At 56.2% G+C, this 24,408-nt stretch carries 26 protein-coding genes; 18 read left to right on the forward strand and 8 right to left on the reverse strand.

Annotation, left to right across the window (positions count from 1 at the left end):
- Positions 1-19: 19 nt before the first annotated feature.
- The 15 genes from COMA2_RS09625 to COMA2_RS09695 all read left to right on the forward strand — a co-directional run bounded on the left by COMA2_RS09625 (position 20) and on the right by COMA2_RS09695 (position 13,988).
- Positions 20-778: a YebC/PmpR family DNA-binding transcriptional regulator gene (locus COMA2_RS09625; protein WP_090897049.1), complete on the forward strand. Its 759-nt coding sequence runs from the start codon at positions 20-22 to the stop codon at positions 776-778.
- A gap of 47 nt (positions 779-825) precedes the next feature.
- The gene (gene ruvA, locus COMA2_RS09630; protein ID WP_090897052.1) at positions 826-1,434 is read left to right on the forward strand and encodes a Holliday junction branch migration protein RuvA; all 609 of its coding nucleotides are present in this window, start codon (positions 826-828) and stop codon (positions 1,432-1,434) included.
- Positions 1,435-1,504: 70 nt separating this feature from the next.
- Complete coding sequence (locus COMA2_RS09635) at positions 1,505-1,927, forward strand: hypothetical protein (protein WP_139077238.1); 423 nt, start codon at positions 1,505-1,507, stop codon at positions 1,925-1,927.
- Between the two features lie 16 nt (positions 1,928-1,943).
- Positions 1,944-2,948 (forward strand): Holliday junction branch migration DNA helicase RuvB, encoded by a 1,005-nt coding sequence (gene ruvB, locus COMA2_RS09640; protein WP_090897058.1) that lies wholly within the window; start codon positions 1,944-1,946, stop codon positions 2,946-2,948.
- A 160-nt stretch (positions 2,949-3,108) separates the two neighbouring features.
- Positions 3,109-4,185 (forward strand): prephenate dehydratase, encoded by a 1,077-nt coding sequence (gene pheA, locus COMA2_RS09645; protein ID WP_090897060.1) that lies wholly within the window; start codon positions 3,109-3,111, stop codon positions 4,183-4,185.
- Positions 4,186-4,187: 2 nt separating this feature from the next.
- On the forward strand, positions 4,188-5,273 hold the full coding sequence (gene hisC, locus COMA2_RS09650) for a histidinol-phosphate transaminase (RefSeq protein WP_090897062.1): 1,086 nt from the start codon (positions 4,188-4,190) through the stop codon (positions 5,271-5,273).
- An 18-nt stretch (positions 5,274-5,291) separates the two neighbouring features.
- Positions 5,292-6,305, forward strand: coding sequence for a 3-deoxy-7-phosphoheptulonate synthase (gene aroF / locus COMA2_RS09655; protein WP_090897064.1), 1,014 nt, complete (start codon positions 5,292-5,294; stop codon positions 6,303-6,305).
- Between the two features lie 7 nt (positions 6,306-6,312).
- Positions 6,313-7,206: a prephenate dehydrogenase gene (locus tag COMA2_RS09660; protein ID WP_090897068.1), complete on the forward strand. Its 894-nt coding sequence runs from the start codon at positions 6,313-6,315 to the stop codon at positions 7,204-7,206.
- Positions 7,203-8,525, forward strand: a complete 1,323-nt coding sequence (gene aroA / locus COMA2_RS09665) for a 3-phosphoshikimate 1-carboxyvinyltransferase (RefSeq protein ID WP_090897071.1) — start codon at positions 7,203-7,205, stop codon at positions 8,523-8,525. The genes COMA2_RS09660 and aroA overlap by 4 nt, the downstream gene beginning before the upstream one ends.
- 46 nt (positions 8,526-8,571) lie before the next feature.
- Positions 8,572-9,231, forward strand: a complete 660-nt coding sequence (gene cmk / locus COMA2_RS09670) for a (d)CMP kinase (RefSeq protein ID WP_175304502.1) — start codon at positions 8,572-8,574, stop codon at positions 9,229-9,231.
- Complete coding sequence (locus tag COMA2_RS09675; protein ID WP_090897076.1) at positions 9,228-9,920, forward strand: lysophospholipid acyltransferase family protein; 693 nt, start codon at positions 9,228-9,230, stop codon at positions 9,918-9,920. The genes cmk and COMA2_RS09675 overlap by 4 nt, the downstream gene beginning before the upstream one ends.
- 55 nt (positions 9,921-9,975) lie before the next feature.
- Positions 9,976-11,691, forward strand: a complete 1,716-nt coding sequence (locus COMA2_RS09680) for a 30S ribosomal protein S1 (protein WP_090897078.1) — start codon at positions 9,976-9,978, stop codon at positions 11,689-11,691.
- Between the two features lie 36 nt (positions 11,692-11,727).
- Positions 11,728-12,630 carry a signal peptide peptidase SppA gene (gene sppA / locus COMA2_RS09685; protein WP_090897080.1) on the forward strand — a complete coding sequence of 301 codons (903 nt, stop codon included), beginning with the start codon at positions 11,728-11,730 and terminating at the stop codon, positions 12,628-12,630.
- Positions 12,631-12,678: 48 nt separating this feature from the next.
- Entirely contained in the window at positions 12,679-12,960 is a 282-nt protein-coding gene (locus COMA2_RS09690; protein ID WP_090897082.1) for an HU family DNA-binding protein, read from the forward strand.
- Positions 12,961-12,986: 26 nt separating this feature from the next.
- On the forward strand, positions 12,987-13,988 hold the full coding sequence (locus COMA2_RS09695) for a PCP reductase family protein (RefSeq protein WP_175304503.1): 1,002 nt from the start codon (positions 12,987-12,989) through the stop codon (positions 13,986-13,988).
- A gap of 73 nt (positions 13,989-14,061) precedes the next feature.
- Here COMA2_RS09695 and COMA2_RS09700 read toward each other — a convergent pair whose 3' ends face one another.
- Positions 14,062-14,382, reverse strand: a complete 321-nt coding sequence (locus tag COMA2_RS09700; protein ID WP_090897086.1) for a hypothetical protein — start codon at positions 14,380-14,382, stop codon at positions 14,062-14,064.
- A gap of 170 nt (positions 14,383-14,552) precedes the next feature.
- Between COMA2_RS09700 and COMA2_RS09705 the strand changes: the two genes are divergently transcribed.
- From COMA2_RS09705 to COMA2_RS09720, 3 genes are all read left to right on the forward strand, one after another.
- Complete coding sequence (locus tag COMA2_RS09705; RefSeq protein ID WP_090897088.1) at positions 14,553-15,749, forward strand: FG-GAP repeat domain-containing protein; 1,197 nt, start codon at positions 14,553-14,555, stop codon at positions 15,747-15,749.
- 93 nt (positions 15,750-15,842) lie between these two features.
- On the forward strand, positions 15,843-16,049 hold the full coding sequence (locus tag COMA2_RS09710) for a hypothetical protein (protein ID WP_090897090.1): 207 nt from the start codon (positions 15,843-15,845) through the stop codon (positions 16,047-16,049).
- A gap of 380 nt (positions 16,050-16,429) precedes the next feature.
- Positions 16,430-17,206: a D-alanyl-D-alanine carboxypeptidase family protein gene (locus COMA2_RS09720; RefSeq protein ID WP_175304504.1), complete on the forward strand. Its 777-nt coding sequence runs from the start codon at positions 16,430-16,432 to the stop codon at positions 17,204-17,206.
- A gap of 177 nt (positions 17,207-17,383) precedes the next feature.
- Here COMA2_RS09720 and COMA2_RS09725 read toward each other — a convergent pair whose 3' ends face one another.
- The 7 genes from COMA2_RS09725 to COMA2_RS09755 form a co-directional block, all read right to left on the reverse strand.
- Entirely contained in the window at positions 17,384-17,914 is a 531-nt protein-coding gene (locus COMA2_RS09725) for a hypothetical protein (protein WP_090897096.1), read from the reverse strand.
- Positions 17,915-18,085: 171 nt separating this feature from the next.
- The gene (locus COMA2_RS09730; RefSeq protein ID WP_090897098.1) at positions 18,086-18,379 is read right to left on the reverse strand and encodes a hypothetical protein; all 294 of its coding nucleotides are present in this window, start codon (positions 18,377-18,379) and stop codon (positions 18,086-18,088) included.
- A gap of 113 nt (positions 18,380-18,492) precedes the next feature.
- Positions 18,493-19,743, reverse strand: a complete 1,251-nt coding sequence (locus COMA2_RS09735; protein ID WP_090897102.1) for a Glu/Leu/Phe/Val family dehydrogenase — start codon at positions 19,741-19,743, stop codon at positions 18,493-18,495.
- A gap of 11 nt (positions 19,744-19,754) precedes the next feature.
- On the reverse strand, positions 19,755-20,498 hold the full coding sequence (gene lipB / locus COMA2_RS09740; protein ID WP_175304505.1) for a lipoyl(octanoyl) transferase LipB: 744 nt from the start codon (positions 20,496-20,498) through the stop codon (positions 19,755-19,757).
- A 203-nt stretch (positions 20,499-20,701) separates the two neighbouring features.
- Positions 20,702-21,952, reverse strand: a complete 1,251-nt coding sequence (locus COMA2_RS09745) for an RNA polymerase sigma factor RpoD/SigA (protein ID WP_090897108.1) — start codon at positions 21,950-21,952, stop codon at positions 20,702-20,704.
- A 259-nt stretch (positions 21,953-22,211) separates the two neighbouring features.
- Positions 22,212-22,958, reverse strand: coding sequence for a slipin family protein (locus tag COMA2_RS09750; RefSeq protein ID WP_090897110.1), 747 nt, complete (start codon positions 22,956-22,958; stop codon positions 22,212-22,214).
- A 15-nt stretch (positions 22,959-22,973) separates the two neighbouring features.
- Positions 22,974-24,311, reverse strand: a complete 1,338-nt coding sequence (locus COMA2_RS09755) for an NfeD family protein (protein ID WP_175304506.1) — start codon at positions 24,309-24,311, stop codon at positions 22,974-22,976.
- Between the last annotated feature and the right edge of the window lie 97 nt (positions 24,312-24,408).

Raw genomic sequence — 24,408 nt, forward strand, 5'->3', positions numbered from 1 at the left:
CGGGGTAGAGGAGGGTCACATGGGTGGACATAGTCACTGGTCCACGATCAAACGGCACAAAGGGGCCCAGGACGCGAAGCGCGGAAAGATCTTCACGCGAATCATTCGGGAGCTCACCATTGCGGCTCGGTCCGGTGGTGACCCTGACGCTAATCCCCGACTGCGTCTGGCGATCGCCAAGGCCAAGGAAGCCAATATGCCTGGCGATACGATGAAGAAAGCCGTTCAGCGAGGGACGGGGGAATTGCCTGGTGTGATGTACGAGGAATTTCAGTTAGAAGGATATGGCCCCGGAGGGACCGCGCTTCTTCTGGAAATTACGAGCGACAACAGGAACCGGACCGTCGCGGAAATACGCAGCCTCCTCACGAAAAATCATGGCAATATGTCGGAGGCGGGCGCCGTCGCCTGGCAGTTTCAGAAGAAGGGGCTTGTGGCAATTGAGAAGGGGAAGGTCGAAGAGGATGCGCTGCTTTCGTTGGCTCTCGACGCCGGCGCGGAAGACGTGAAAGTCGGCGAGAAGAGTTATGAGGTGCTCACCAGTCCTCACGATTTCGAGGCGGTGAAGAAAGCGTTGGTCGATGCCAAGATCGACACAGCCTTGGCTGAGATCACCTTCATTCCGCAGAACACGATCCGCCTGGACGAGAAATCAGCCGAACAGATGCTCAAGCTGATGGAAATTTTGGATGAGCACGATGATGTGCAGAAAGTTCACGCGAATTTCGACATCCCGGACGAAATCATGGAGAAGGTCGCCGCGACTGCGGCGGGATAATTGATCGGCTCATCAACATCGTCATGTCACTCGGATAACACAACGACATGATCGCCTTTCTCACGGGGCGGTTGGCATTCAAAGCACCCACCCACCTCACGCTCGATGTGCAGGGGGTCGGGTATGAAGTCCATATTCCACTCAGCACCTATTACGCCCTGCCGAATCTTGGCGAAGTCGCCGCGCTGAATATCCATACGCATCTCCGCGAAGATGCGATCCAGCTGTTCGGCTTTCTGTCGCAAAGCGAGAAGGAATCGTTTTTGCTGCTGACCAGCGTGTCGGGGATTGGCCCGAAGCTTGCGCTGAGCGTGCTCTCGAGTTTGCCGATCATCGAGCTGGTCCATGCGATCCAAACCGAGGATGTCGACAAGCTGGCGACCGTTCCAGGCATCGGTAAGAAATCAGCGGGCCGCATCGCGCTGGAACTGAAAGATAAGGTCGGAAAAATCCAGGGAGGTTCGCCTCGGCTTGCGACCGCTGATACCTCCGCCGTGGATGGTCCGTATGAGGACGCCCTCTCGGCTCTGATAAACTTGGGCTATCGTCCTCAGGATGCCAAGGAAGCCTTGAAGCGAGTCACCAAGACGGCAACAGGCTCTCTGGCACTGAAGGAGCTCATTCGTGAAGGGCTCAAGGAGCTTGGAAGGGGGTAAGCTGATGTCATTCAACGCAAAGAATGGTGCCCAACTATTCCTGTGCAATGGTTTGATGGGGATTGCACTTATGGTCACGGCGCCACCGGCGGGGTTTGCAGACGAGGCCCCAGCGCCCAAGAGCATCAGAATGACCTGTGGAACCTGTCCGGAGGGGTATGCGACGACCGGCATCACCCAATCTCCGGAAATCTGTAAAGACGGCGATCCGACGCTCGTGCAATGTGTGCCGTTGGGAGCGAATATACTGGGCGTGTGCGGATCTTGCCCTGAGGGATATGCCGAAATCGGCGGTTCCTCAGTCCCTGCTCGGTGCGGGAACAAGGATAATGGTCGGCTGTCGCAATGCCAGTTGAGGAAAATGGAGCAGAATTTTCCGGACTCGACCCAGGGATATAAGAGGTGTCCTCCTGATTGCGGCAGCGCGGCCCAGCCTGGTCAGGGCGCTTTTCCGCCGCCGCCGAAGTATCAACCGATGCCGGAGGGTCAGTAGGGATGGGGGTCGTATCGTGACCGAACGGGTGGTGACCAATCGCGCCACGGACGAAGAGCGGGGTCAGGAGAACGTTCTTCGACCTCAGACGCTGGATGAGTACGTCGGCCAAGAGAAAATGAAGGCATCGCTTCGAGTGTGCATCGAAGCGGCCAAACAGCGGGGCGAGGCTCTCGACCATGCCATTTTCTACGGACCGCCCGGTCTCGGAAAGACGACGATCGCTCACATTATCGCGAAAGAAATGGGCGCGGCCTTGCGGTCGACGTCAGGGTTGGTCTTGGCCCATGCCGGGGACTTGGCGGCGATTCTGACCAATCTCCAAGAATATGATGTGCTCTTTATCGATGAGATTCACCGCTTGCCCGCTTCTGTTGAGGAAGCGCTGTATCCGGCCATGGAGGATTTTCAGCTTGATCTGGTCATTGGACAAGGACCGGCCACGAGGACGGTCAAACTTGATCTGCCGCCCTTCACACTCGTGGGCGCGACGACCAGGGCCGGTTCTTTGACGTCCCCGCTGCGGGATCGATTCGGTTTAGTCTATCGGTTGGAGTTCTATGGGCCGTCCGAGCTGGAGTCGATTGTGATGCGCTCGGCCGGGGTCTTAGGTGTCGGGATTGATCGGGCAGGTGCCGCGGAAATATCACGCCGTGCCCGTGGAACACCACGGATTGTCAATCGGCTGATTAAGCGCATCAGAGACTATGCTCAAATTAAGGCGGACGGGCATATTACAGAGCAAGTGGCTAAGGAGGGATTAGCCTGGGTCGGGATCGATGAGGCGGGTTTCGACGACATGGACCGCAAAATCCTTCTCACGATCATCGAAAAGTTCAATGGGGGACCGGTCGGAGTGGAGTCCTTGGCAGCCGCTGTCCAGGAAGACAAGGGCACGATCGAAGATGTGTATGAGCCCTACCTGATCCAAGCCGGCTTCCTGGATCGGACCGGTCGTGGCCGGCAAGTGACTCGCTTGGCCTATGATCACTTGAAGCGGCCCTCTCCCTTGTTGATGTAAGCCTACAGCGTTCCGATACGTCAACCTCCTGATATCCAAGCGCTATCCTTGCAATAGATTCAACCGTTCCTGTAGAATTCTCCACTTGTCTCTATGATCCTCTTTCCCGACGGGGATGAGGAAGCCCTCCTGCAATCAGGTGTCCGAGGCGAGACGCAGTATGTCCAAGGATATGTCGGAATATCGTAAGGAAATCGATAGGATCGATGAGGACATTATTCGACTGCTCAATGAGCGTTCGAAAAGCGTCATCGAAATCGGAAGAATCAAGAAAGAAAAGAATGCCGACGCAAACCTCCATACCGCGGGTCGGGAGGCTGAGATCATCGAGCGACTCACGAAACTCAATACCGGCCCTTTCCCCGGTGAGGCCATCCGATCCGTCTATCGGGAAATCATGTCGGCGTCCTTGTCGCTTGAGGCTCCCCAGAAGGTTGCGTATTTGGGACCACGGGCCACCTTTACCCACATGGCCTGCATGCAGAAATTCGGTTCGTCCGTCCAGTATGTGCCTGTTCACAGCATTAAAGAGGTATTCAGCGAAGTGGAACGAGGCCGAGCCAATTTCGGGGTGGTGCCGATTGAAAACACGACGGAGGGGGTGGTGAATCACACCCTCGATATGTTTATCGATTCGAACTTGCTGATCTATGGAGAGATTCTTCAGGAGGTCTCACACCACCTCCTATCGAAATCCGGCCTCATCGAGGATGTGAAGAAAATCAATTCTCATCCACATGCCCTTGCCCAATGCCGAAACTGGCTCGAAACCAATCTCCCGCACGTCCCGGCGGTCGAGGTGGCCAGCACCGCCCGGGCCGCGGAACTGTGTATCGATGAACCAGCCTCGGCTGCCATTGCGTCGGAATTGGCCGGTCAGATCTATGGACTCAAAGTGATTAAGGCCCGTATCGAAGATAATCTGAACAATTTCACCCGTTTTCTGGTCTTGTCTCAGAAACCGTCGGAGCGGACAGGGAAAGATAAGACGTCATTGATGCTGTCGGTGAAGGATAAGGTCGGTGCCCTCTATGACCTGCTCCGTCCGTTCGCGTCGCACGGCATCAGCATGACGAAGATCGAATCCCGCCCGTCCCAACGGAAGGCATGGGAGTATATCTTCTTCGTGGATGTGGAGGGGCATAGGAATGAGGAGCGCGTCAATAGGGCGATAGAAGAGGTGAAGGCCCGTTGCCTCTTTATGAAGATTTTGGGCTCCTACCCGGTTCACAGCTGATCATGGCACTGCATGTCCATCCCGATATCCGATCGCTGAGACCCTACGTTCCTGGTAAACCAATCGATGAGCTGCAACGTGAGCTTGGGCTCACCCGCGTGATCAAGCTTGCTTCCAATGAGAATCCGCTGGGGGCTTCTCCGAAGGCCTTGGCAGCACTGACCGGCGCGCAGGATCTGCTCCATCGATATCCGGACGGTGGCGCCTATCAGCTTCGGCAATCGCTGGCCGATCGCTGGAAAGTGGAACGAGAACAAGTCATTTTGGGCAATGGGTCGGACGAGATCCTCGGGTTGTTGGCCAGGACGTTCTTGACGCCTGGTGATGAAGCCATCATGGCTGATCACACGTTCGTGATCTATAAGATGGAGGTCACCGCCGTCCACGGCAAACCGGTGGTCGTGCCGCTTGTCGATTGGACACATGACCTCGAGTCAATGGTACGGGCCGTGACGCCACGAACGCGGTTGCTCTTCCTCTGTAATCCCAACAACCCCACAGGGACGATGGTTTCGGCCGGGGCGGTCGATCGCCTCATGGCCAACGTGCCTGACGATGTCATCGTGGTGTTCGACGAAGCCTATTTCGAGTATGTCCGCAATCCGCAATTCCCCGATGCGATGGCGTACGTGAAGCAGGGGCGGAACGCGATTGTCTTGAGGACCTTCTCCAAGATCTATGGGCTGGCGGGATTGCGAATCGGATATGGCATCAGCACAACCGAGGTGATCGATTTCCTGAATAGAGTTCGGCCTCCGTTCAATGCCAACAGTCTCGCCCAGAAGGCCGCGCTGGCTGCCTTGAGCGATGATGAGCATGTGGCCAAGAGCCGGACCGTCAACGAGGCTGGGATGGCGCAGATGGAGCATGGACTGCGAGCGCTTGGAATGGCTCCGATTCCGAGTGAAACGAACTTTTTGTATTTTGATGCGAAACAGGATGGGCGACTGGTGTTCGACGCACTGCTGCGAAAGGGGATTATTGTGCGGCATATCGAGGGAACGATGATTCGCGTCACCATCGGTCAACCGGACGAAAATGTTGCCTTCCTCCAGGCTCTCGAGAAGGTCCTGCATGGAGGCAGGTAAGAATATAGTGAGGGAATTATGATTATCGTGTTGAAACCTGAAGCGTCGGAAAGTGAAGTCGACCACATCATCGACCGATTGCGGGATCTGGGCTTGAAATCGCAAATCTCCACGGGCCAGGAACGCACCATTATCGGTGTCATCGGGGATGACCGAATCCTGCACAATCAGCCACTGACGGCGCTTCCCGGTGTGGAAAGTGTTCTGCCGATCTTGGCGCCCTGGAAATTGGTCAGTCGTGAGTTTAAGAAGGAAGCGACGATCATCGATGTCGGTGGGGTCAAAATCGGCGCCAAAAAACTCGTCATCATGGCGGGACCCTGCGCGGTCGAGCGACTGGAGCTCACGGTGGGGATCGCGCATGAAGTGAAGGCTTCCGGAGCCGCGATTCTTCGTGGTGGAGCCTATAAGCCCAGAACGTCACCGTATTCCTTTCAAGGGTTGGGCCGTGAAGGGCTCGACTATTTGGTTGAAGCCAGGAAGCAAACCGGGTTGCCGGTCGTCAGTGAGATTCTTGACACCAGGGACATCGAGCTCTTTCTCGAGAAGGCGGACATTATTCAGATCGGCGCGCGGAACATGCAGAACTTCGAACTCCTCAAGGAGGTCGGCGCGTACGATAAGCCCGTGCTTTTGAAGCGAGGCCTGTCGGCGACGATCAAAGAGTTTTTGCTGTCGGCCGAGTACATAATGTCTCGCGGCAACCAGAATGTGATGCTGTGCGAACGGGGCATCCGCACGTTCGAAACGCAATATCGCAATACGCTGGACCTCGCGGCTATTCCAACATTGAAAGAGCTCTCGCATCTCCCCGTCATCGTTGATCCCAGTCACGCCACAGGCAAGTGGGATCTTGTGGCTCCGATGTCAAAAGCGGCGGTCGCCGCCGGTGCCGATGGCTTGCTGATCGAAGTTCATTCAAACCCGGAGTGTGCGCTCTGTGACGGTGAGGAGTCCATCAAGCCCTCGAAGTTCAAGGCGCTGATGGCCGATCTTCGGAATATCGCCAAAGCTGTGGGCAGAGAGCTGTAAAGCCGGCATGGCCGTTCATTTCAAGCAGGTTGCCATCATCGGTGTGGGGCTGATCGGTGGATCACTCGGAATGATCCTCCGGCGTAAGACCTTGGCTGATCATGTCGTCGGCGTCGGTCGTCGTGTCGAAAATCTCAAGACGGCGGTTGCTTTGGGTGCGATCGATCGATACGTGGCGGATCCTCAAGAGGGGGTGCGTGGAGCGGATTTGGTGGTCCTTGCGACGCCGGTCGATACCTATGAACGACATCTCCGAGAGTGGGCCCATTGTCTCGCGCCCGGCGCGATCGTCAGTGATGTGGGCAGCGTGAAAGGAACCTTGGTCGAACGGTCGGAAGCGATCATCCCGGCCGGCGTGCACTTTGTGGGGGCCCATCCCATCGCGGGGAAAGAAAAGACGGGAGTCGCGGCCGGGTCCGATCAATTGTTCAAGGGTGCCCGCTGTATTCTCACGCCGACGACACGAACAGATCCGGCGGCACTTGATCGGGTCAGGCAACTATGGGAAGAAGCCGGTTCGATTGTCTTATTGATGGATCCGCACCTGCACGACCAAATCCTGGGAGCCGTCAGTCATCTGCCTCATGTGGCCGCCTTTGCGCTGATGAATGCCTTGGCCGAGCTTCGCGATCAGCAGGTCCCCGCATTGGATCTTGCCGGTCACTCCGGAGGAGGGCTGCGGGATACGACCAGGATCGCCGCGAGTTCGCCCGAAATGTGGCGAGATATTTTCTTGTGGAATCGGGATAATGTGGTGTCCTATATCGACAGATATGCGCGGGCCCTGGAAGAATTGAAGCAACTGATCAAGGCTGAGGATGCGGCCGGGATCGAGAAGTTGCTTGAGCGAGCCAAAGGCGAGCGTGACAAGTTGACGAGTTCTTCTCCGAGCCACTCATGACAGCATTGACGATCACCCCGGGCCGGCCGCTCCGAGGAACGACCACCGTTCCCGGCGATAAGTCTCTCACCCATCGGGCGATCATCCTCACCGCGCTGGCGGAAGGGACGAGCACGATTACGGGGTACTGCCGGGGAGAGGATTGTCTGAACACGATGCGGGCCTTTCAGGGACTGGGGATTCCTATTACGCAGACTCCGACTGAATTGACCGTCTGCGGGAAGGGGTTTTGGGGGCTCTCTGAACCCACCGGCCCGATCGATTGCGGCAATTCCGGGACCGGCATTCGTCTGCTCACGGGCCTCCTGGCCGGACAAGATTTTTTCTCGATCCTCACGGGCGACGAATCGATCAGACGGCGTCCTATGGGCCGGGTCGTCAAGCCGCTGCGTGAGATGGGGGCGGTTATTGGAGGCCGTAAAGGAGGGGAGCTGGCGCCGTTGGCGATTACGGGAGCAGGACTTCATGCCATTGAGTACACGTCCCCCGTGGCCAGCGCGCAGATTAAGTCGTCGCTCCTGCTCGCGGGCCTCTTTGCTCAAGGGACGACTCGGTATCGGGAACCACGTCTCTCACGAGACCATACGGAGCGGATGTTTCAGTTCTTTGGGGTGCCCCTGGCACAAGAAGACGATGCCCTGGTCTTGCACGGACGACCATCGGTCGGATGGCGAGGCGTTCATGTGACTGTTCCCGGTGATTTCTCGGCAGCTGCATTTTTCATCGTCGGCGCAACGATTGTAGAGGGATCCGATATCACCATTTACAATGTCGGGATGAATCCGACCAGAACCGGCCTTATTGAGGTCATGAGAAAAATGGGAGCCGACATTCAGGTGCTGGGGCTGCGAGAAGCGGCCGGCGAACCGGTTGCGGATCTCCGCGTGAAGTCATCCGCCTTGAAAGGCGTGACGATCGGCCATGACCTCATCCCGCCCACGATCGATGAATTTCCCGTGCTGTGCGTGGCCGCCGCCGTGGCGGAGGGAGACACTGTCATTTCCGGAGCAGAGGAACTGCGAGTCAAAGAGAGCGACCGAATTGCGACCATGAGTCGCGAGTTGCAGGCTATGGGAGCGCTCATCGAAGAAAGGCCTGATGGGATGGTCATCCGGGGATTAGGCCAAGCAGGGGAGAACGGCAGGCTGAAGGCGGCGGCCAAGGCTCAAAGCCATGGAGACCATCGTGTGGCCATGTCTCTCGCCATCGGTGGGCTGACGGCCGAACAGAGCATGACGATCGGCGAGACGAGCTGCGTGGACACGTCATTTCCCAATTTTGAAAAAACGCTCACCGATCTGTTGGCGCAATCTGGATGAGAGAGGCGAGACAGGCTGGTACGGTTCGAGCAATGAGGGTGCTGAAGTGATTATCGCGATTGATGGACCAGCGGGGGTGGGCAAGAGTACAGTAGCCAAGTTATTGGCAGCTCGTCTCGGCTATCTCTATCTTGATACAGGGGCTTTGTACCGAGCCATCGCATGGAAAACCTTGCAGTCAAGGATCCGTCCGACTGATCACGAGCAGGTGGCGACGCTCCTGCCTGCCACCTCGATTCACATGCAGTTTCAACAAGGCGTGATGCAGGTCTTGGTCGATGGTTTCGACGTCACCGGGGACCTTCGTAGGCCGGACGTCACGGCGGCCGCTTCCATCGTGTCAGCCATTCCAGCTGTCCGTGAATGGTTGCTGCCGATCCAGCGTCAGATCGGCCAACGAGGCTCGGTGGTCGCAGAAGGACGCGACATCGGCACGAAGGTCTTTCCCACGGCTCCGTATAAATTCTTTTTGGAGGCAGACGCAGAGATACGAGTCGCGCGACGGCATCGTGAACTCGTCGCGGCAGGCCGTGAAGGGACCGTTGAAACGACCTCCCGGGATCTGTCCGACCGAGATCGGCGGGATCGAACTCGGTCGATCGATCCATTGGTCCCGGCGGATGACGCACGATTCATCGATACGTCTGCGCTGAGCCCTGAGCAGGTGGTGGCTCAGATGATCGCGACTGTGTCGACTGGGTCGTGAGCGGGGTTATTTACGGATTTTTGTGGGTGTTGGCGCGCGTCGTCGGCTGGATTTGCTTTCGATATCGTGTCGAAGGTCAGGTTCCTCGGACGGGCGGGGTGCTGATTGCCGCAAACCATGCCAGCTACCTCGATATTCCGCTACTCGGCTGCGGGATGCGTCGGAGGGCTTGGTACTTGGGACGGAACGACTTGTTTCCGATCCCGGTGGTGAACGGCATATTGCAGGCGTTGGGATGGATCCCGGTGAGACTTGGACGTCTCGACCGGGAAGCGTTCGGGAAGGCCATCAACCTGATTCGAGCTGGTCACGTGGTGGTGATTTTTCCGGAAGGCGGCCGCAGCCACGACGGGCACCTCCGGCCGCCAAAGGCGGGTATCGGAGTGATTGTGTCCCAGACCGGGTGCCCGGTCGTTCCGGCATACTTGAAAGGGACCTTCGACGTGCTACCCATCGGCGCCCGCTGGCCTCGGTTGCGTCAGGTCACGGTCCGATTCGGAGATCCGATTCGGTTTGAAACGGGGAACCAAAAAGAGAGAGCAGAGACGAAACAGTTCTATCAACAGGTCAGCCGTACGGTGATCGAGCACATTGCAGCGTTAGGCCAAGTTCCCGCTCCAAAGGGGAAAGATGAGCCGGTTGCGAACACACCGAATAGGGCGACCGCCGAGGCTCACAAGGCTGAGTGAGTCCGGCGACTTTACCATCAGCACCCGACGCAAGTCGGAAGAGTAGGATGTTTATATGGGTACGGTATCCAACGGCAGCGACGCGCAATTAGACCGCAATGCCTTAGCGGCATTGTACGAGGAAACCTTCCGTAACCTGGAGGAAGGCACGATTACAGAGGGCCGGGTCGTGGCTCTGACCAAGGACAAGGTCATCGTCGACATCGGTTACAAATCAGAGGGCATGATTCCAACCGATCAGTTCTCCTCGGAGGAGCTTCAGAACCTCAAGGTCAGCGACCGAGTCCAGGTCTATATCGAAGAATGTGAGGATGCCGACGGCAATCTCGTTCTTTCCAAAGAAAAAGCCGACAAAATGAAGATTTGGGAAGAACTGGAAAAGCTCTACAAAGAGGAGAAGAGCATCGAAGGGAAGATCGTCTCGCGCATCAAGGGCGGCATGATGGTCGATATCGGTGTAAAAGCCTTCTTGCCTGGCTCGCAGATCGATCTGCATCCCGTCCGTGATCTGGATGGGCTTGTTGGAAAGACCTTCCCCCTCAAGATCATCAAGATCAACCACCGACGAGGGAATGTGGTCGTCTCGCGGCGCGTGTTATTGGAAGAGACCCGGGATAAAAAACGGCAGACGACGTTGGCCAATCTCAAGGAAGGACAACTTATCCAGGGAACCGTCAAGAACATCACCGACTACGGATCGTTCATCGATCTCGGCGGGATTGACGGATTGCTGCACATTACCGACATGTCGTGGGGGCGAGTCGGACACCCATCGGAACTGTTTACGGTGGGAGATAAGGCCGAAGTCACCGTCTTAAAATACGATCGTGAAACCGGCCGCATTTCTCTCGGGCTCAAGCAGAAGAGCGCGGATCCCTGGACCAATGTTGCCGGTAAGTATCCGATTGGAACCAGAGTCCGCGGCCGCGTGGTCAGTCTGACCGATTACGGAGCGTTCGTGGAGCTCGAGCCGGGTGTTGAGGGATTGGTGCATGTTTCCGAGATGTCGTGGACGCATGAAGTCCGACATCCATCGAGAGTGGTGGCGGTCGGGGATCAGGTCGAAGCCGCGGTGCTCAACGTCGATCCCGCGAGCCGCAAGATCTCATTGGGCATGAAACAGACGGCGCCTAATCCGTGGGACATGATCGAAGGCAAATATCCGATTGGGACTCGTATCGAAGGAAAAGTGAAGAGCCTGACCGATTTTGGCGCCTTTGTCGGGCTTGAAGAAGGAATCGACGGGCTCATCCATATTTCCGACATGTCGTGGACGAAGCATATCAAGCATCCCTCTGAGCTGTTCAAAAAGGGACAAAAAGTGGAAGCGGTTGTGTTGCGCATCGACAAAGAGAAAGAGCGGCTCTCGTTGGGCTACAAACAGTTGGCGCGTGATCCGTGGGATGAGGCGATCCCAGCGCGGTATCACATCGGGGATTCAGTGACCGGCAAGGTGTCGAAAGTCGCCGATTTTGGAATCTTCATCGAGTTGGATGCCGGCGTGGAAGGCTTGATCCATGTCAGCGAATCCGGTCTCGAATCCTCTGCGAAGCTGGAAGAAAAGTTTAAGTTGCAGGACGACGTGACGGCGAAGATAATCAAGGTCGATCGAGAGGAACGCAAGATTGCGCTCAGCCTTCGGGATCATCAACTGGACTGGGAGCGTAAGCAGGTTGATGACTATCACTCGACACAAGGTGTGCTGGATCAGAGCCTGGGGCGGGCGGCCAAGCAGAGCCGGAAACGGTCGCAATCCGAAGATCAAAGCTAAATCGGCCGGTTTGGGCCATGATTCGGAATATGGGCAATGGCGGATGAAGTGACACAGGCGGAACGACCCCCCAAGCGTCATCTACTGCGGAAAGCCTTTTGGCTTTTCGCGGTGGGGCTTGGAGTGTTGATTCTGATCAATCTCTTTTTCCCCGACCTCGATTTGTCCACTGATGACCGGATCGCTCTGATTCGGGTTGAGGGAGTCATTTTAGATTCCCAGACGACCGTTGGAGAGCTGAAGCGATTCAGCGAAAACCCTTCCATCAAGGCCATCGTCATCAGAATTGACAGTCCCGGCGGCGGCGTGGTGCCGTCGCAAGAGATTTATGATGCCGTCAAGCGGGTCAGAAGCAAGAACAACAAGGCGGTGATCGCGTCGATGGGAAGTGTCGCCGCGTCAGGGGGGTATTACATCGCTGCCGCAACGGATCGGATCGTGGCCAACCCCGGGACTCTGACCGGCAGCATCGGAGTCATCATGGAAACGGCCAATGTGGAGGGGTTACTCCAGAAGATCGGGGTGGCGGGAGTCGTCATTAAGAGCGGAAAATATAAGGATATCGGTTCCCCGCTTCGAAAGATGAGCGCGGAGGAACGAGGCTTGTTGCAGGCTGTGATGGATGATGTCCATAAGCAGTTTATCGAGGCGGTGGCGGAAGGCCGTTCACTCGAACTTCCGGCTGCTCAAGCATTGGCCGATGGTCGAATCTTTACCGGCCGCCAGGCGAAGGAAGCAAAGCTGGTCGACGAACTCGGCGATTTGGAAGACGCCATTCAACTGGCCGCGGAGGTCGCCGGAATCGAAGGGGAACCGAAGGTCATTGAGCCTCGCCGTCGCTTTTCCCTTCGCGAAGTTCTGGACTCGAAACTCAGCATGCTGTTTCCCAAGTTGGATGTTCAACCGGGTGTGAATTTGAAGTATCTTATGGCCTTCTAGCCGTGTCCACGAAGGCGTGACGGTTTTTTCAGCGAAGGGAGAGTGGAGATGACCAAGGCGCAGATCATCGAAAAAGTTTCCGAGCAAGTCACCACCCTGACGAAGCGGCAGGCAGAAGTGGTGGTCAACACCATTTTCGATTGTGTCAGGGATTCGCTGAAAAACGGAGATAAAACTGAGATTCGCGGCTTCGGCAGCTTTCGGCTGCGGGCCCGTCGGATGAAGGAAGGGCGCAATCCAAAGACCGGCGAGACGGTTGCGGTACCGGCCAAGCGAGTCCCGTTTTTTAAGGCCGGTAAAGAGCTGAAGGAATTGCTCAATCAACAGTAGCGATGGCCGGGTTGAAAAGGAAACCAATGTCGGCATCAGATTCTTCGCAGGCGAATACCACGGACATCCGCTGGACCGATGATGCCCTCAAACGCATGGAGCGCGCCCCGATATTCCTGCGTGGCATGGTCCGTCGCTTGGCTGAAACGAAAGCGCGAGAATTGGGGTACGAGGAAATCACCGAGGAGATTCTCGAGCAGTTTAAGGGACAGATGATGGGACGCATGGGCGGCGACGCCGGCATGGCCTCCGCCGTCGAAGAGATGGCCAATGGTCGCCTTCCATGGACCGCCGCCGCGAAAGAACGGTTGGGTACGGTGCCCGAATTCATGCGCGCGATGATCAAACAGATCACGGAAGAAGTTGCGAAAGAACGGGGGCATCTTGAGGTCAACGTCGAATTATTTGAAAAGGTGGAAGCCCTCGGTGACTTACAGGAGGCCCACGGGCCGGCGATGGAATGGACTGAAGCGGCAACGGCGCTACTCCAAGACAAATTAAAGGAGTCTCCGCCCATCGCAATGGAATTTGTGACGGACATGCTGAAGCGAGACAGTGAGGATCTGGCCAGAGAGCGGGGGCTTGTCCGCATCGATGAGCAGATCCTGCATGAACTCTGGCAAGCACCGCAGGAGCGCATGGCATGGACGGATGAAGCCTGGAAACGGCTTCAAACATCTCCTGATTTCGTGCGCAGCGGGATCAGGAAGGCAGCTGAACGGCGAGCTCGTAAGCTGGGGTTGAAAGAAATCGATTCAGACCATCTGACGACGTTTCGGAATCAGGCCATGATGAAAGCCGTGAAGCGTATCCGTTCATTCGGTTATCATGAACTGACATTTGATGCCTTTGAAACCGCCTTGAAGAAAACCAAGCGCCTGCAGGGGAATGATCAGGCGGAAAAACGCCTTCAGGAAATCCGGGGACATTTTGCTGATCCGTCGGCTAAGAAACCTGAAGGCGGAACCCTGGGGGCCGAGCTCATGGATCGTTTCCGCAAGTATCTCAAGGGCGAAGGAACACTCTGACCGACCGGCTTTTCTTACCCGTCGATTGCAGTCAGTTTCCCAAGAATACAGCCGAACCGGATGTAGCCGTTCGTCAGTGGGCTTCCACCTGCTGAGGCCAAAACTTGTGTCGGATTTGCGGGAGCGGCTCGTTGTCAAAATTAGGAATATCGTACAAACAACGATCAATGGTCGCGACTTCGTCTTCAGTCAACGGTAACGTCACTTTTTTCTTCCAAAACTGATCAAGCGTAAAATAGTCCGCCGACTGGGGTTTCTGCGCCAGCAACTCCTGCATTTTTTTAAATCCTGGCGTATCCACGCCTGCAATGCGCCCCTTGTTTCGATCATGACACCATGTGAGAACTTCCGCAATTCCGTACATCGTGATATCAACGTTCATAATTTTGCTCATGACCTTCCTCCTAAAAGCAACGGCGCATCATAACGTAAGCGGAAGGCAAAATTCAAAGGCTGATGAGATGACGCTCGCAGATTGCGAGGGGGAAGAGTGCCTCTGTATACTGGGCCCTCTGATTCCAGATCATAGGCCCATTGGTCCAACGTTAGGGTATCCGGGATGGTGTGAACATTCTTATCGAGCGAAAATCACACAGAGTCAGGCTGCTGTTCCCCCTTTTATGGCTGTCTCTCCTCACGAGTAACGGCCCGTGGGCCTGTTCAAAAAGCGAGCCATATAACCCACCGGATCCTTTTTATTATTTTGCCAGCTACAAGGTCGGCAAGAATCCCACCACGATTACGACCGACGACCTCAATCATGACTCATTCACCGACCTCGTCACGACCAATATCGCAAGTAATACACTCTCGATTCTGCTGGGAAACGGAGACGGGACGTTCAGAGATCAAGTGCAGCTCCACGTCTGTCAAGAACCTCGTTCCCTCGCGCTGAGCCACTTCAATCAGGACCGACACGCCGATGTGGCCCTGGCATGCTCCGGTGGCGACGAGGTCATGATTTTGTTCGGACATGGAGATGGAAAGTTTGAAGAGGGACCACGGTATCCCGTCCATCGCGCACCAATCGCGCTGGCCGCCGATGATATCAACGGCGATCATCATACGGATCTTGTCGTCGCTCTACGGAACGACAAGGTCAAAGTGTTTTTAGGAAACGGGACCGGTGAGTTTCGACATGGCGTTCAGTACGAACATGGAGACACGCCCACATCCGTTGCCCTCTCCGATCTCAATGCCGACGGGAAATTGGACATGGTGGTGACAAATGGAGGCCCTATGTCGAATGCCGTCTCCATTTGGCTCGGGAACGGTGACGGTTCCTTTCGTGATCCCAAAGACTATTCGACGGGTCGCCGACCTCTTGGTGTGAGCTTTGCCGACTTCAACAATGATCATCAGAGGGATCTACTGGTCATCAACGGAGAGCAGGATAGTTTCACGACGTTTCTTGGAAACGGCAACGCGACATTCCGGTCCGGCAAGGATTCCGGGGCTGACGCCGGTCCGAACTTTGGATTGGCGAGGGATTTCAATGGCGATCGGATAGAGGACGTCGCGATCGTCAATCTTCAGTCCAATGATCTGTCGATCTTGTTCGGGAAAGGTGATGGGACCTTTCATTACCCGCCGAGAAATTACCGCACGAAGTCCGGTCCGTTTGCTCTGTCGTCCTTCCGCGTCACAACCTCCGGGCTGGAAGAACCGGGTCTGGCCATCGCCGATAACGGGAGCGGCAGCGTCTCGATTTTTCTTCACCGCGGGCTCAAACCAGTTGCGAAGTCTGAGGTAAGAGAGTAGGACGCGAGCAATCGCTGACTATTCTTGACAGCCAGGAGGGCCTTCGCTAGAGTGGCCAGTGGGTAAAACTGCCCGCGATTTTCAGGCATTACGATGGCGCTTCGATCCTTTGCATGGTGGTTCATGATAGGGGCCCTGTTGACCCTTTCCGTCCTGATGGTACAGGGCGGGGTCCGAGATTTGTGGGAGGGGACTCAACCGGCTGGGGGCACCAATGTCTTGGTGTACTTTGGCACGACACTCATGGGCGGCGGCTTGCTCGCCGGATGCGTCGCGCTCATCATGAATCGCATTCGGTAATCGGAGAGAACGGGACATGTATGCAGTGCCTCAAGTGCAAGGGATTTATGCTGGTGGAACGCCACTATACTCTCGTCAATCGCCGGATTTACGCGCGTTGCCTTAATTGCGGGTTCTGGATTGATCTGGCCGACCTCCTCCGGTTTTTTCATAAAGTTATTGATAGTGGGCGAAAAGGTGATAAGGTGCGTGAGTCCTTCATTTTCTAAAAGAGGCGGTCTTTTCTGGCACAGCACGACCCTATCTCGCCCGACGGTCATAGACAGAGTTGGGGTCGGGTCCTCCCGCGCCTTGCGCTAAGTTCGGTCGTCTTTTTTTCGTTGCTCATACCCATCATATGCCCGGCTTCAGGAATGGACGATCGCTCGAGGAAGCCGGCCATGCACCCTGTCAGGTATGCTCCGCAAGCTCTCCCGTGGAAGCGAATTCCGGCACACAGTATTCTCCTGAAGGAATTGCGATCGGGCCGTATTCTGTTCGAATACGATGTGGAGAAACGTCTATCGCCGGCCAGCCTTACCAAGATTATGTCGGCGCTGATCATTCTCGAGAAAGGTCGCCTTGATGATCTGGCCACCGTGAGCCGGAATGCGGCGAGGGCCCCCAAGACTCACCTGCGACTCAAGGTCGGAGAAGTCTTTCGCCTTGGGGATTTGCTCAAAGCGATGATGATGGTGTCCGCCAATGACGCCTGCCTGGCGGCTGCCGAACATGTCGGCGGCGATGAAGAGCAGTTTGTGAAATTGATGAATGCCAAAGCTGTGGCACTTGGACTATCCGACACGCATTTCAGCAATGGGTGCGGGTTCGACGGTCCCGACCATTACTCGACGGCTGAAGATCTCGCGACGCTCAGTGAAGTGGCGATGCGCAACACGGTGTTCCGAGATCTCGTCAAGGAGGAACGTGAAATTATCACGCCGGTCAGCGGATATCGCGCCTACGTTCTGCATAACACGAATCGTTTGCTTGGCCGCATTCCCGGTGTGGTAGGGGTGAAGACCGGATTCACTTCCAAAGCAGGCCGATGTCTTATCGCGAAGGTTTCTCAGAACGGGAGCGATCTGCTCCTTGTGATCCTGAACTCCAATCGCCGATGGAATACGGCGAAAAGTCTCATCGATTATGGGTTCCGTCTTACCAATATCCCCCAATAGCTGCCTCCAGCTCTCGTCCGTGGCATATCGACCCGTCGAATAATCAGAGATAGCGGTGCGTGACCGATTCAGTGTGTGGAGGCCTGGAGCAGTGGTTTTGTTTCAGAGTTTGCAGGCGAGGCCTCTTATCGATGGCTCAGGATGGATTCCCCAGGCTGACTCCACCTCTGGGCTGGACTACCGTGGTGTGACAAACTCGATGTTGATATCCTTTCCGAGGTAGTTCACCTGAAAGCCCTGCTTGTCGTAGGCCATGACGGCGCCCATGACGTTTTCATCGCCGTACTCCTCGTGGCCTAACACCTTTCGGATTTCTTCGGGGCTTTCGCTATTGAGGACGTTACGAAAGATACCCCTGGTCTTATAGGTGAACCGGTTATTGATGAACAGGAGGTCGACCTTTCCGTCCTGGATGCGGACCCCGGCCATTGGACCCGTCGGCTTTCGCTGATCCAGTAAGAAGATGAATGTCGCTTCCTGCTCAACTTTGATTCCGGAAATCTTTTCATTGACGAGCGTTTCAATCGCTTTGGATTCTGAATCGCCGAGTTTGATGCCGAACAGCGAGATCTCAGTGCTCGAAATCGCCGTCGGCTCCATGACATCGTTTTTGCTCAACTCGTACGGCTCGGCACGAGCTGAGCCAAGCCCTATGAGGACACTCGCCAGCAGGATGATGATTCTTGGCACGACACGCTCTTTCGTCATGGTGTTTGGCGTTTCTTTTGTATGGGTTCGCGATTGATCAGAATGGGTGAACCGGTAGAATCCAAAAAGGCATATGGCGCATTGTAGCCAAGAGCCGTCCGACCTGCAAGAAACGGGACATACGGGCAGCAACTGGACAGCGACTCGTCGGGAGGAGGCGGTACTCTTGCCTCAGGACAGTGGCTCATCGCCTAGCAACATCGCACCGAGCTCACGAAGCCGGAAAAAGTAGGTTTGGGATTCGGTGTCCAGTGTTTCCGTCAGTTCGTCGAGATCTCCCAAGCAGTCTTTCACGATGGCAACCCGTTGGTCGTCGAGACCGTCTGAACTATCAAGGTAGTAGACCACACAGCCACTAATGACCGTGTCGATCGTCATCAATTGTCCTTGATGGGGACTCGCAAACTGAGGCCAACCGATGGCGCAATGCTGTTCCCACGCTGTCGCAACCATGCTCCGATCCATGCCGTTCTCCTATTCCCCCTCCTCCATGGCGGGCAGCCTAGCGTACGCGGTTACCGAGGAGCAAGTACCCAGCCTAAGATCATCATGTGGAACGTGTATGGAAGAATCGAAGATCAGGGGTAGAGTCCACGCTGGAGATGGGCTTGCGCGACCTGGTCTATGCCGCTCATGAGCGCGGCCATGCGCATCGACACTCGGTGTTCACTCGAAAAATGAAGTGTGCGCTGAAAGGCGGACGTGATGATGTCTTGCAGTCGATTCTGGATGTCTGACGCGTTCCAGAAAAAACGTTGAAGGTCCTGTACCCATTCGAAGTACGAGACGATGACGCCGCCGGAATTGGCGAGAATATCGGGGATGACGAAGATGCCTTTGTCCGCGAGGATGCGGTCGGCTTCTAACGTTGTCGGGCCGTTCGCCCCTTCAGACAAGATTTGGCACCTCAGAGAATTCGCATTTTTAGCCGTGACTTGTTCGGACAGGGCGGCTGGCACGAGGACGGTGCAGTCTAATTGGAGCAACTCTTCATTCGTGAGCGCGTCCCCAAGTTTGGTTTCATGCAGCGGCCGGCCGGGGTCGCGTCGAAGGAGCGCCGTGATATCCAACCCCTTGTTGTTATAGATGCCCCCGTTGACGTCACTGACGGCAATGATTCGTGCACCCTGTTGCTGCATGATGCGGGCCGTGTGCGAACCGACATTTCCAAATCCTTGAATCGCCACGGTGGCGTCTTCAATCGACAATTTGAGGTGACGCAGCACCTCGCGCGTCACGTAGACGACTCCGCGTCCCGTCGCTTCTTCACGGCCCAGGCTTCCCCCGATCGAGAGCGGTTTGCCGGTCACGACACCAGGGACGGCGTAGCCGACTTGCTGGCTGTATGTGTCCATCATCCATGCCATGATCTGAGCATCAGTCCCCACATCCGGGGCCGGGACATCCTTGTCTGGGCCGATCAGCGGGAAAATCTCCGCCGCGTAGCGTCGTGTCAGTCGCTGTAACTCGGCAGGTGACAGGTGTTTTGGCGAGACTGCGACTCCGCCTTTTGCGCCGCCGTATGGTAATCCGGCCAACGCGCATTTCCATGTCATCCACATTGCAAGAGCGGCCACCTCGCCGAGGTTCACGTCGGGATGGTAACGGACGCCGCCTTTGGAGGGGCCGCGAGATGAATCGTGTTGAACGCGATAACCGGTAAAGACCTCGACCCGTCCGTCGTCCATCCGGACCGGCAGACTGACGACGAGCGAGCGTTGGGGCAGTTTCAGTCGTTCACGAAGGTTTGGATCAAGTCCCATGGCTTCCGCCGCTTGATCGAATTGAGCGACCGCTAAGCGAAACGTCGGGGTGTCGAGCTCCTGCATCGTCGTCCCTCCTAGTTATCGGATGGATGGTCGTCTGTCCGTTCGAGTGCGGCAGGCCGATCGAGCTTGAACATCGTGCGACAGAGCTGAACGAGCTCCTGTTTGACGGAATCGAGGGAGATGGCCTTCGGGCATACCGCGGCCATGGATGTTATTCGGCAGTCCGAGAACCCACAGGGATGGATTCGATGGAATGGGGTCACGTCCAGATCCACGTTGAGCGCAACCCCGTGGAGCGTCACACCCCGTTCGATGCGTATGCCGACGAACCCGATTTTTTCAGGGGCCGGAGTCATGACCCAAACGCCTGGTTTGCCAGGAATACGATGGCCCGTGATATTCCAGCGGCTCAGTAATTGAACGAGGATTTCTTCGAGTACCCAGACCAATTGCCTTGGACCCGTGGCATGTCGGTCAAGCTTGACCACGGGGTAGATCACAATCTGCCCGGGGCCGTGAAAGGTCACAGATCCTCCGCGATTGACATGGTGCAGTTCCGCTCCGTTTTCACATAAGAGCGAGGCATTGCCGCCCCAGTGCGATGTGGTGGTGCGTCGCCCCAAGGTATACACAGGGCGATGTTCGAGGATCAAGACCGTATCCGGCACCCGATTATGGACTCGCTCCTCGTGCAAGCGAGACTGCAGGTTCCATGCATGAAGGTAGGGAACTGGAGCTGTAAAGACTTGCACGGCTTCTCCGCGCGGATAGAGAACATCCGAATCGAGAGCGGTGATGGCCTGGGGAAGGGTCACCGGATCACCTGCTGGAAGAGGCGGGTCGATCGACTGATGAGAAAGTAAAGCCTGTCACGGGGTTTGTCTCTAAAGGGGGCAGCTGTATTCGGGAGAAGACATGTCCGCATGGGATGCACATTGTCGCATAACGACCCATGCAGTGGAAAGTTGCGTGCCGTCGGCTAGATTCTCAGCCGCCGGCACGAGAGAGTAAGAGGGTCCTACTTGATGGCGACGAAGAGTTCCTTGATCTCCGGGGTCTTCAATTTCTTGAGCGCTTTTGCTTCGATTTGGCGGATACGCTCGCGAGTCACGGATAAACTTTGACCAACTTGCTCCAGGGTGCTGGCTTCATCGTAGCCGATCCCGAACCGGAGTCTGATCACGGTTTGCTCACGGGGCGTCAACGTACTTAAAATTCGGGCGAGTTGATCGGTCAACTCGCCCCGGTGGACATGGGCATCGGGTGGAACGGCCTGCTGGTCCGGAATCATGTCGCCGAACTGAGTCTCTCCGTCACCAATCGGAGCTTCTAAGGCTATTGGTTCCTGAAACGCCAGCATGGTCTCGCGGAGCCTTTCCGGCCTCATACGCAGCACATGAGCGATTTCCTCTAACCGAGCCGGCCGTCCGAATTGCTGCCCGAGTTTCCGCATGACACGGAGGACCCGATGCGAGGCTTCGGTCTGGTGCACCGGAATCCGAATCGTTCTCGATTGATCCGCAATCGCGCGGGTGATGCCCTGTCGAATCCACCACGTCGCGTAGGTGCTGAATTTAAATCCTTTCCGATACTGATATCGTTCGGCCGCTTTCATAAGGCCGATGTTGCCCTCCTGCACGAGATCCAGCAAGCTCAATCCCCGTCCGGTGTAATGCTTGGCGACATCGACGACTAGGCGCAAGTTATGCCGTACGAGCTCATCCTTGCCTTGCTCCTGAATGATCCTGGCGGATCGGATTTCATCGAGTGATACCTTCAGTTGCTTTGCCGTGGTTGCGGCGGGCCTGAGAGCCGGGTCCGACGGATTCAGTGCGAGGCCTAAAGCCTTCTCCACATTGTCCAATGCGGTGGCTGAAAGTCCGCTCAATCGTCTGACGATTTGGAGTACTTTCACGGTTTCCGTACAGACCGACGTGCGCTTGGACTTGAGAAGCAGCTTTACCGCTTGCCGCAGCGCAGTTCGAATGCGTCGTGTTCCTTGGTCCACGCGCCTGGCAATTGTGACCTCTTCTTCTCGCGTCAAGAGCCCGCGTTTGCCGAACGACCTGAAATACAGCGATTCCAAGAGGAATGGGCTGGCCCCCGGGCTTGTACGCATGACCGGTTGGGGCTTCTCATCCGCTCCGGATTCCTCAGTCTCAACACGACCGATCCTCCCCAATATGCCGCTTGCCTTGGCGTCATCGGCATCGGGGGCGAACCTTGTCCGTATATCCAGTTCCTCAGAGGATCGAAGTTCTTCTTTCATCACGTCACCCCTTGTGCTGGTTGAACATCGCTCACTATGGTTAGAGCCCTATTGAGCCAAGAAGATTCGCCGAACCATTGCCTGTATAGCCTTCTACGAAGCAAAAGGGATGCTGGATTGAAGATGAGAAATGGTCGGCGTGATCAGCCCGAAAAATCAGAAAGATTAGTGTCGGCTAATGAGAGAACGCAGGACAAACTGTCGCACTTATGCGGCATCTATGTAGGATCGGCATCAACGATCCGGCCGAAATGCCACACTATTTCGGTAAGAGTCCTTTTATAAACGGAGCAAGGGTGTCGATCGGAATCGGGAAGATCGTCGTCGAGTTCTTCTCAGCCGCGATTTCCACGAGCGTCTGGAGGTAGCGCAGTTGAAGAGCGGCAGGATTTTGACTGATCACGTCCGCCGCTTCAGCCAGTTTCTGCGCGGCTTGAAATTCTCCTTCGGCATGGATGATTTTGGCACGCCGTTCCCGCTCGGCTTCCGCTTGCCGAGCGATCGCGCGTTGCATGTCTTGGGGAATATCCACGTTCTTCACCTCGACGGCAGCGACTTTGACCCCCCATGGCTCGGTCTGCTGATCGATGATCCGCTGTAATTCGGCATTGATATCGTCACGTTTCGACAATAGGTCATCGAACTGGCTTTGGCCGAGCACGCTCCGCAGTGTGGTTTGGGCCACTTGCGACGTCGAATAGAGATAATCTTGAACGGCGAGCACGGCACGCTGAGGATCGACCACTCTGAGAAAGATGACGGCGTTCACTTTCACGGAAATGTTGTCCCGCGTGATGACATCTTGCGAGGGGACTTCCATTGTGACGGTCTGTAAGTTGACGCGGACCATCTGCTGGAGGGCCGGCACCACCAATCTGATCCCAGGCCCCTTCACCGTCTGGAACTTACCGAGCACAAAGACCACGAGCCGTTCGTATTCCATGACACGTTTGAAGCTGGCATAGAGAACCAATCCCAATAAGACCAACGGTATGAGCAATGACATAGCGGCTCCTTGTCTTCAGGTATTCTCTTTGTGGAAAGGGGCGACTTTCACCGTCAGCCCTTCGACCGACGTCACTTCCGCAGCCTCTCCCTGCCGAATCAAAGTCTGGCTGGTCGCCTCCCAGATCTCTCCGTGTAACGCGATCTGGCCGCGCGGGTCGAGATCCGTTTTCGCAATCCCGATCGATCCGATCATGGCTTCCACTCCAGTCACTGGCCCGCGGCGCCCGCTTTTGGCGGCCGTCCAGATGACGGTTCCAACCAGGGCGCCGATCGTCATGACGGTCGGCAATAGAAATGACAAGGATACCTGCATGAATGGCGCGTCACTCTTGATGAGGAGGAGGCCCCCTAAGGTCATGGCAGCCAATCCGCCGAGTGCGAGCAATCCATAGCTGGTCACTGAAATTTCGAGCAACAGAAACACGACGCCGAGTATCACAAGGAGGGCGCCTGCGTAGTTGACGGGGAGCGATTGGAGCGAATAGAAGGCGAGGATCAAGCTGATGGCGCCAATGATGCCGGGAAGGATCGCCCCGGGGCTGTACAGTTCGGCCATAATCCCGATGGTTCCGATGGACATCAGGAGATAGGCGATGTTGGGATCGCTCAATGTCTTGAGCAATTCCAGACGCGTTCCCATCGGGAATTCGCGGAGCGTGGCGGTCTCGTTTGAGAACGTGATCGATCCGGTAGCCATGGTAATCGTTCTCCCGTTCAGCTGTTTTAACAGCGACGGGATGTTTTCAGCCACCATATCGATGATCTTGAGTTTCACGGCTTCTTGCTCCGTGGCGGAAATGCTCTTTCGAACGGCATCTTCAGCCCATGATACGTTCCGTCCACGCTGCTCCGCGATACTCTTGATGTAAGCCGTCGCGTCGTTTTCCACTTTCTCCTTCATCGTGCCGTCCATCTCACCGCCGCCCATCGCGACCGGGTGCGCGGCTCCGATGTTGGTTCCCGGAGCCATGGCGGCCACATGGGCTGCCATCGTAATGAAGACTCCTGCCGAGGCAGCTCGGCCTCCCGAGGGAGCGACGAACACGATCACGGGGAGGGGCGAACCGATCATCTCTTTGATCATGAGGCGCATGGAGGTGTCCAAGCCTCCGGGCGTATCGAGTTTGAAGATGAGGGCCTGGGCGTCCGACGAGTGGGCAAAAGCCAGGGCATCATGCAGGTACTCCGCTGCCACCGGGTTGATCACTCCTTCATAACTGGCGACGATGACTTCACCGGCATAGGCCGGACTGCCCATGAGGATCAGGCACAAGGCGATGACCGCCCCTCCCATCGTCGCTGCGAGGATTGGTCTGCCGAAAGCTCTGTACGGAAACACGGTGCCACGCATTGAGAACTCCATGCGCGCAAGACGCCACGAGCGCCAAAGGGTGTGAACAGCGCTCCTGCTTGCTCATGCTGTCACGAAATGGCCGTTGGTTGCAAAC

Origin of the sequence: Candidatus Nitrospira nitrificans, assembly GCF_001458775.1 — a bacterium.
Classification (GTDB): Bacteria; Nitrospirota; Nitrospiria; order Nitrospirales; family Nitrospiraceae; genus Nitrospira_D; species Nitrospira_D nitrificans.

Bases quoted from the DNA above. Each gene is read 5' to 3' on its own strand.
- COMA2_RS09725 (WP_090897096.1), bottom strand. From the start codon at position 17,914: ATGACGAAAGAGCGTGTCGTGCCAAGAATCATCATCCTGCTGGCGAGT.
- aroF (WP_090897064.1), top strand. From the start codon at position 5,292: ATGATTATCGTGTTGAAACCTGAAGCGTCGGAAAGTGAAGTCGACCAC.
- COMA2_RS09700 (WP_090897086.1), bottom strand. From the start codon at position 14,382: ATGAGCAAAATTATGAACGTTGATATCACGATGTACGGAATTGCGGAA.
- sppA (WP_090897080.1), top strand. From the start codon at position 11,728: ATGGCGGATGAAGTGACACAGGCGGAACGACCCCCCAAGCGTCATCTA.
- COMA2_RS09755 (WP_175304506.1), bottom strand. From the start codon at position 24,311: ATGCGTGGCACCGTGTTTCCGTACAGAGCTTTCGGCAGACCAATCCTC.
- COMA2_RS09735 (WP_090897102.1), bottom strand. From the start codon at position 19,743: ATGCAGGAGCTCGACACCCCGACGTTTCGCTTAGCGGTCGCTCAATTC.
- COMA2_RS09660 (WP_090897068.1), top strand. From the start codon at position 6,313: ATGGCCGTTCATTTCAAGCAGGTTGCCATCATCGGTGTGGGGCTGATC.
- COMA2_RS09720 (WP_175304504.1), top strand. From the start codon at position 16,430: ATGCACCCTGTCAGGTATGCTCCGCAAGCTCTCCCGTGGAAGCGAATT.
- COMA2_RS09635 (WP_139077238.1), top strand. From the start codon at position 1,505: ATGGTCACGGCGCCACCGGCGGGGTTTGCAGACGAGGCCCCAGCGCCC.
- COMA2_RS09680 (WP_090897078.1), top strand. From the start codon at position 9,976: ATGGGTACGGTATCCAACGGCAGCGACGCGCAATTAGACCGCAATGCC.
- COMA2_RS09695 (WP_175304503.1), top strand. From the start codon at position 12,987: ATGTCGGCATCAGATTCTTCGCAGGCGAATACCACGGACATCCGCTGG.
- COMA2_RS09710 (WP_090897090.1), top strand. From the start codon at position 15,843: ATGGCGCTTCGATCCTTTGCATGGTGGTTCATGATAGGGGCCCTGTTG.
- hisC (WP_090897062.1), top strand. From the start codon at position 4,188: ATGGCACTGCATGTCCATCCCGATATCCGATCGCTGAGACCCTACGTT.
- COMA2_RS09625 (WP_090897049.1), top strand. From the start codon at position 20: ATGGGTGGACATAGTCACTGGTCCACGATCAAACGGCACAAAGGGGCC.
- COMA2_RS09690 (WP_090897082.1), top strand. From the start codon at position 12,679: ATGACCAAGGCGCAGATCATCGAAAAAGTTTCCGAGCAAGTCACCACC.
- COMA2_RS09730 (WP_090897098.1), bottom strand. From the start codon at position 18,379: ATGGATCGGAGCATGGTTGCGACAGCGTGGGAACAGCATTGCGCCATC.
- pheA (WP_090897060.1), top strand. From the start codon at position 3,109: ATGTCCAAGGATATGTCGGAATATCGTAAGGAAATCGATAGGATCGAT.
- COMA2_RS09750 (WP_090897110.1), bottom strand. From the start codon at position 22,958: ATGTCATTGCTCATACCGTTGGTCTTATTGGGATTGGTTCTCTATGCC.
- COMA2_RS09745 (WP_090897108.1), bottom strand. From the start codon at position 21,952: ATGAAAGAAGAACTTCGATCCTCTGAGGAACTGGATATACGGACAAGG.
- ruvA (WP_090897052.1), top strand. From the start codon at position 826: ATGATCGCCTTTCTCACGGGGCGGTTGGCATTCAAAGCACCCACCCAC.
- aroA (WP_090897071.1), top strand. From the start codon at position 7,203: ATGACAGCATTGACGATCACCCCGGGCCGGCCGCTCCGAGGAACGACC.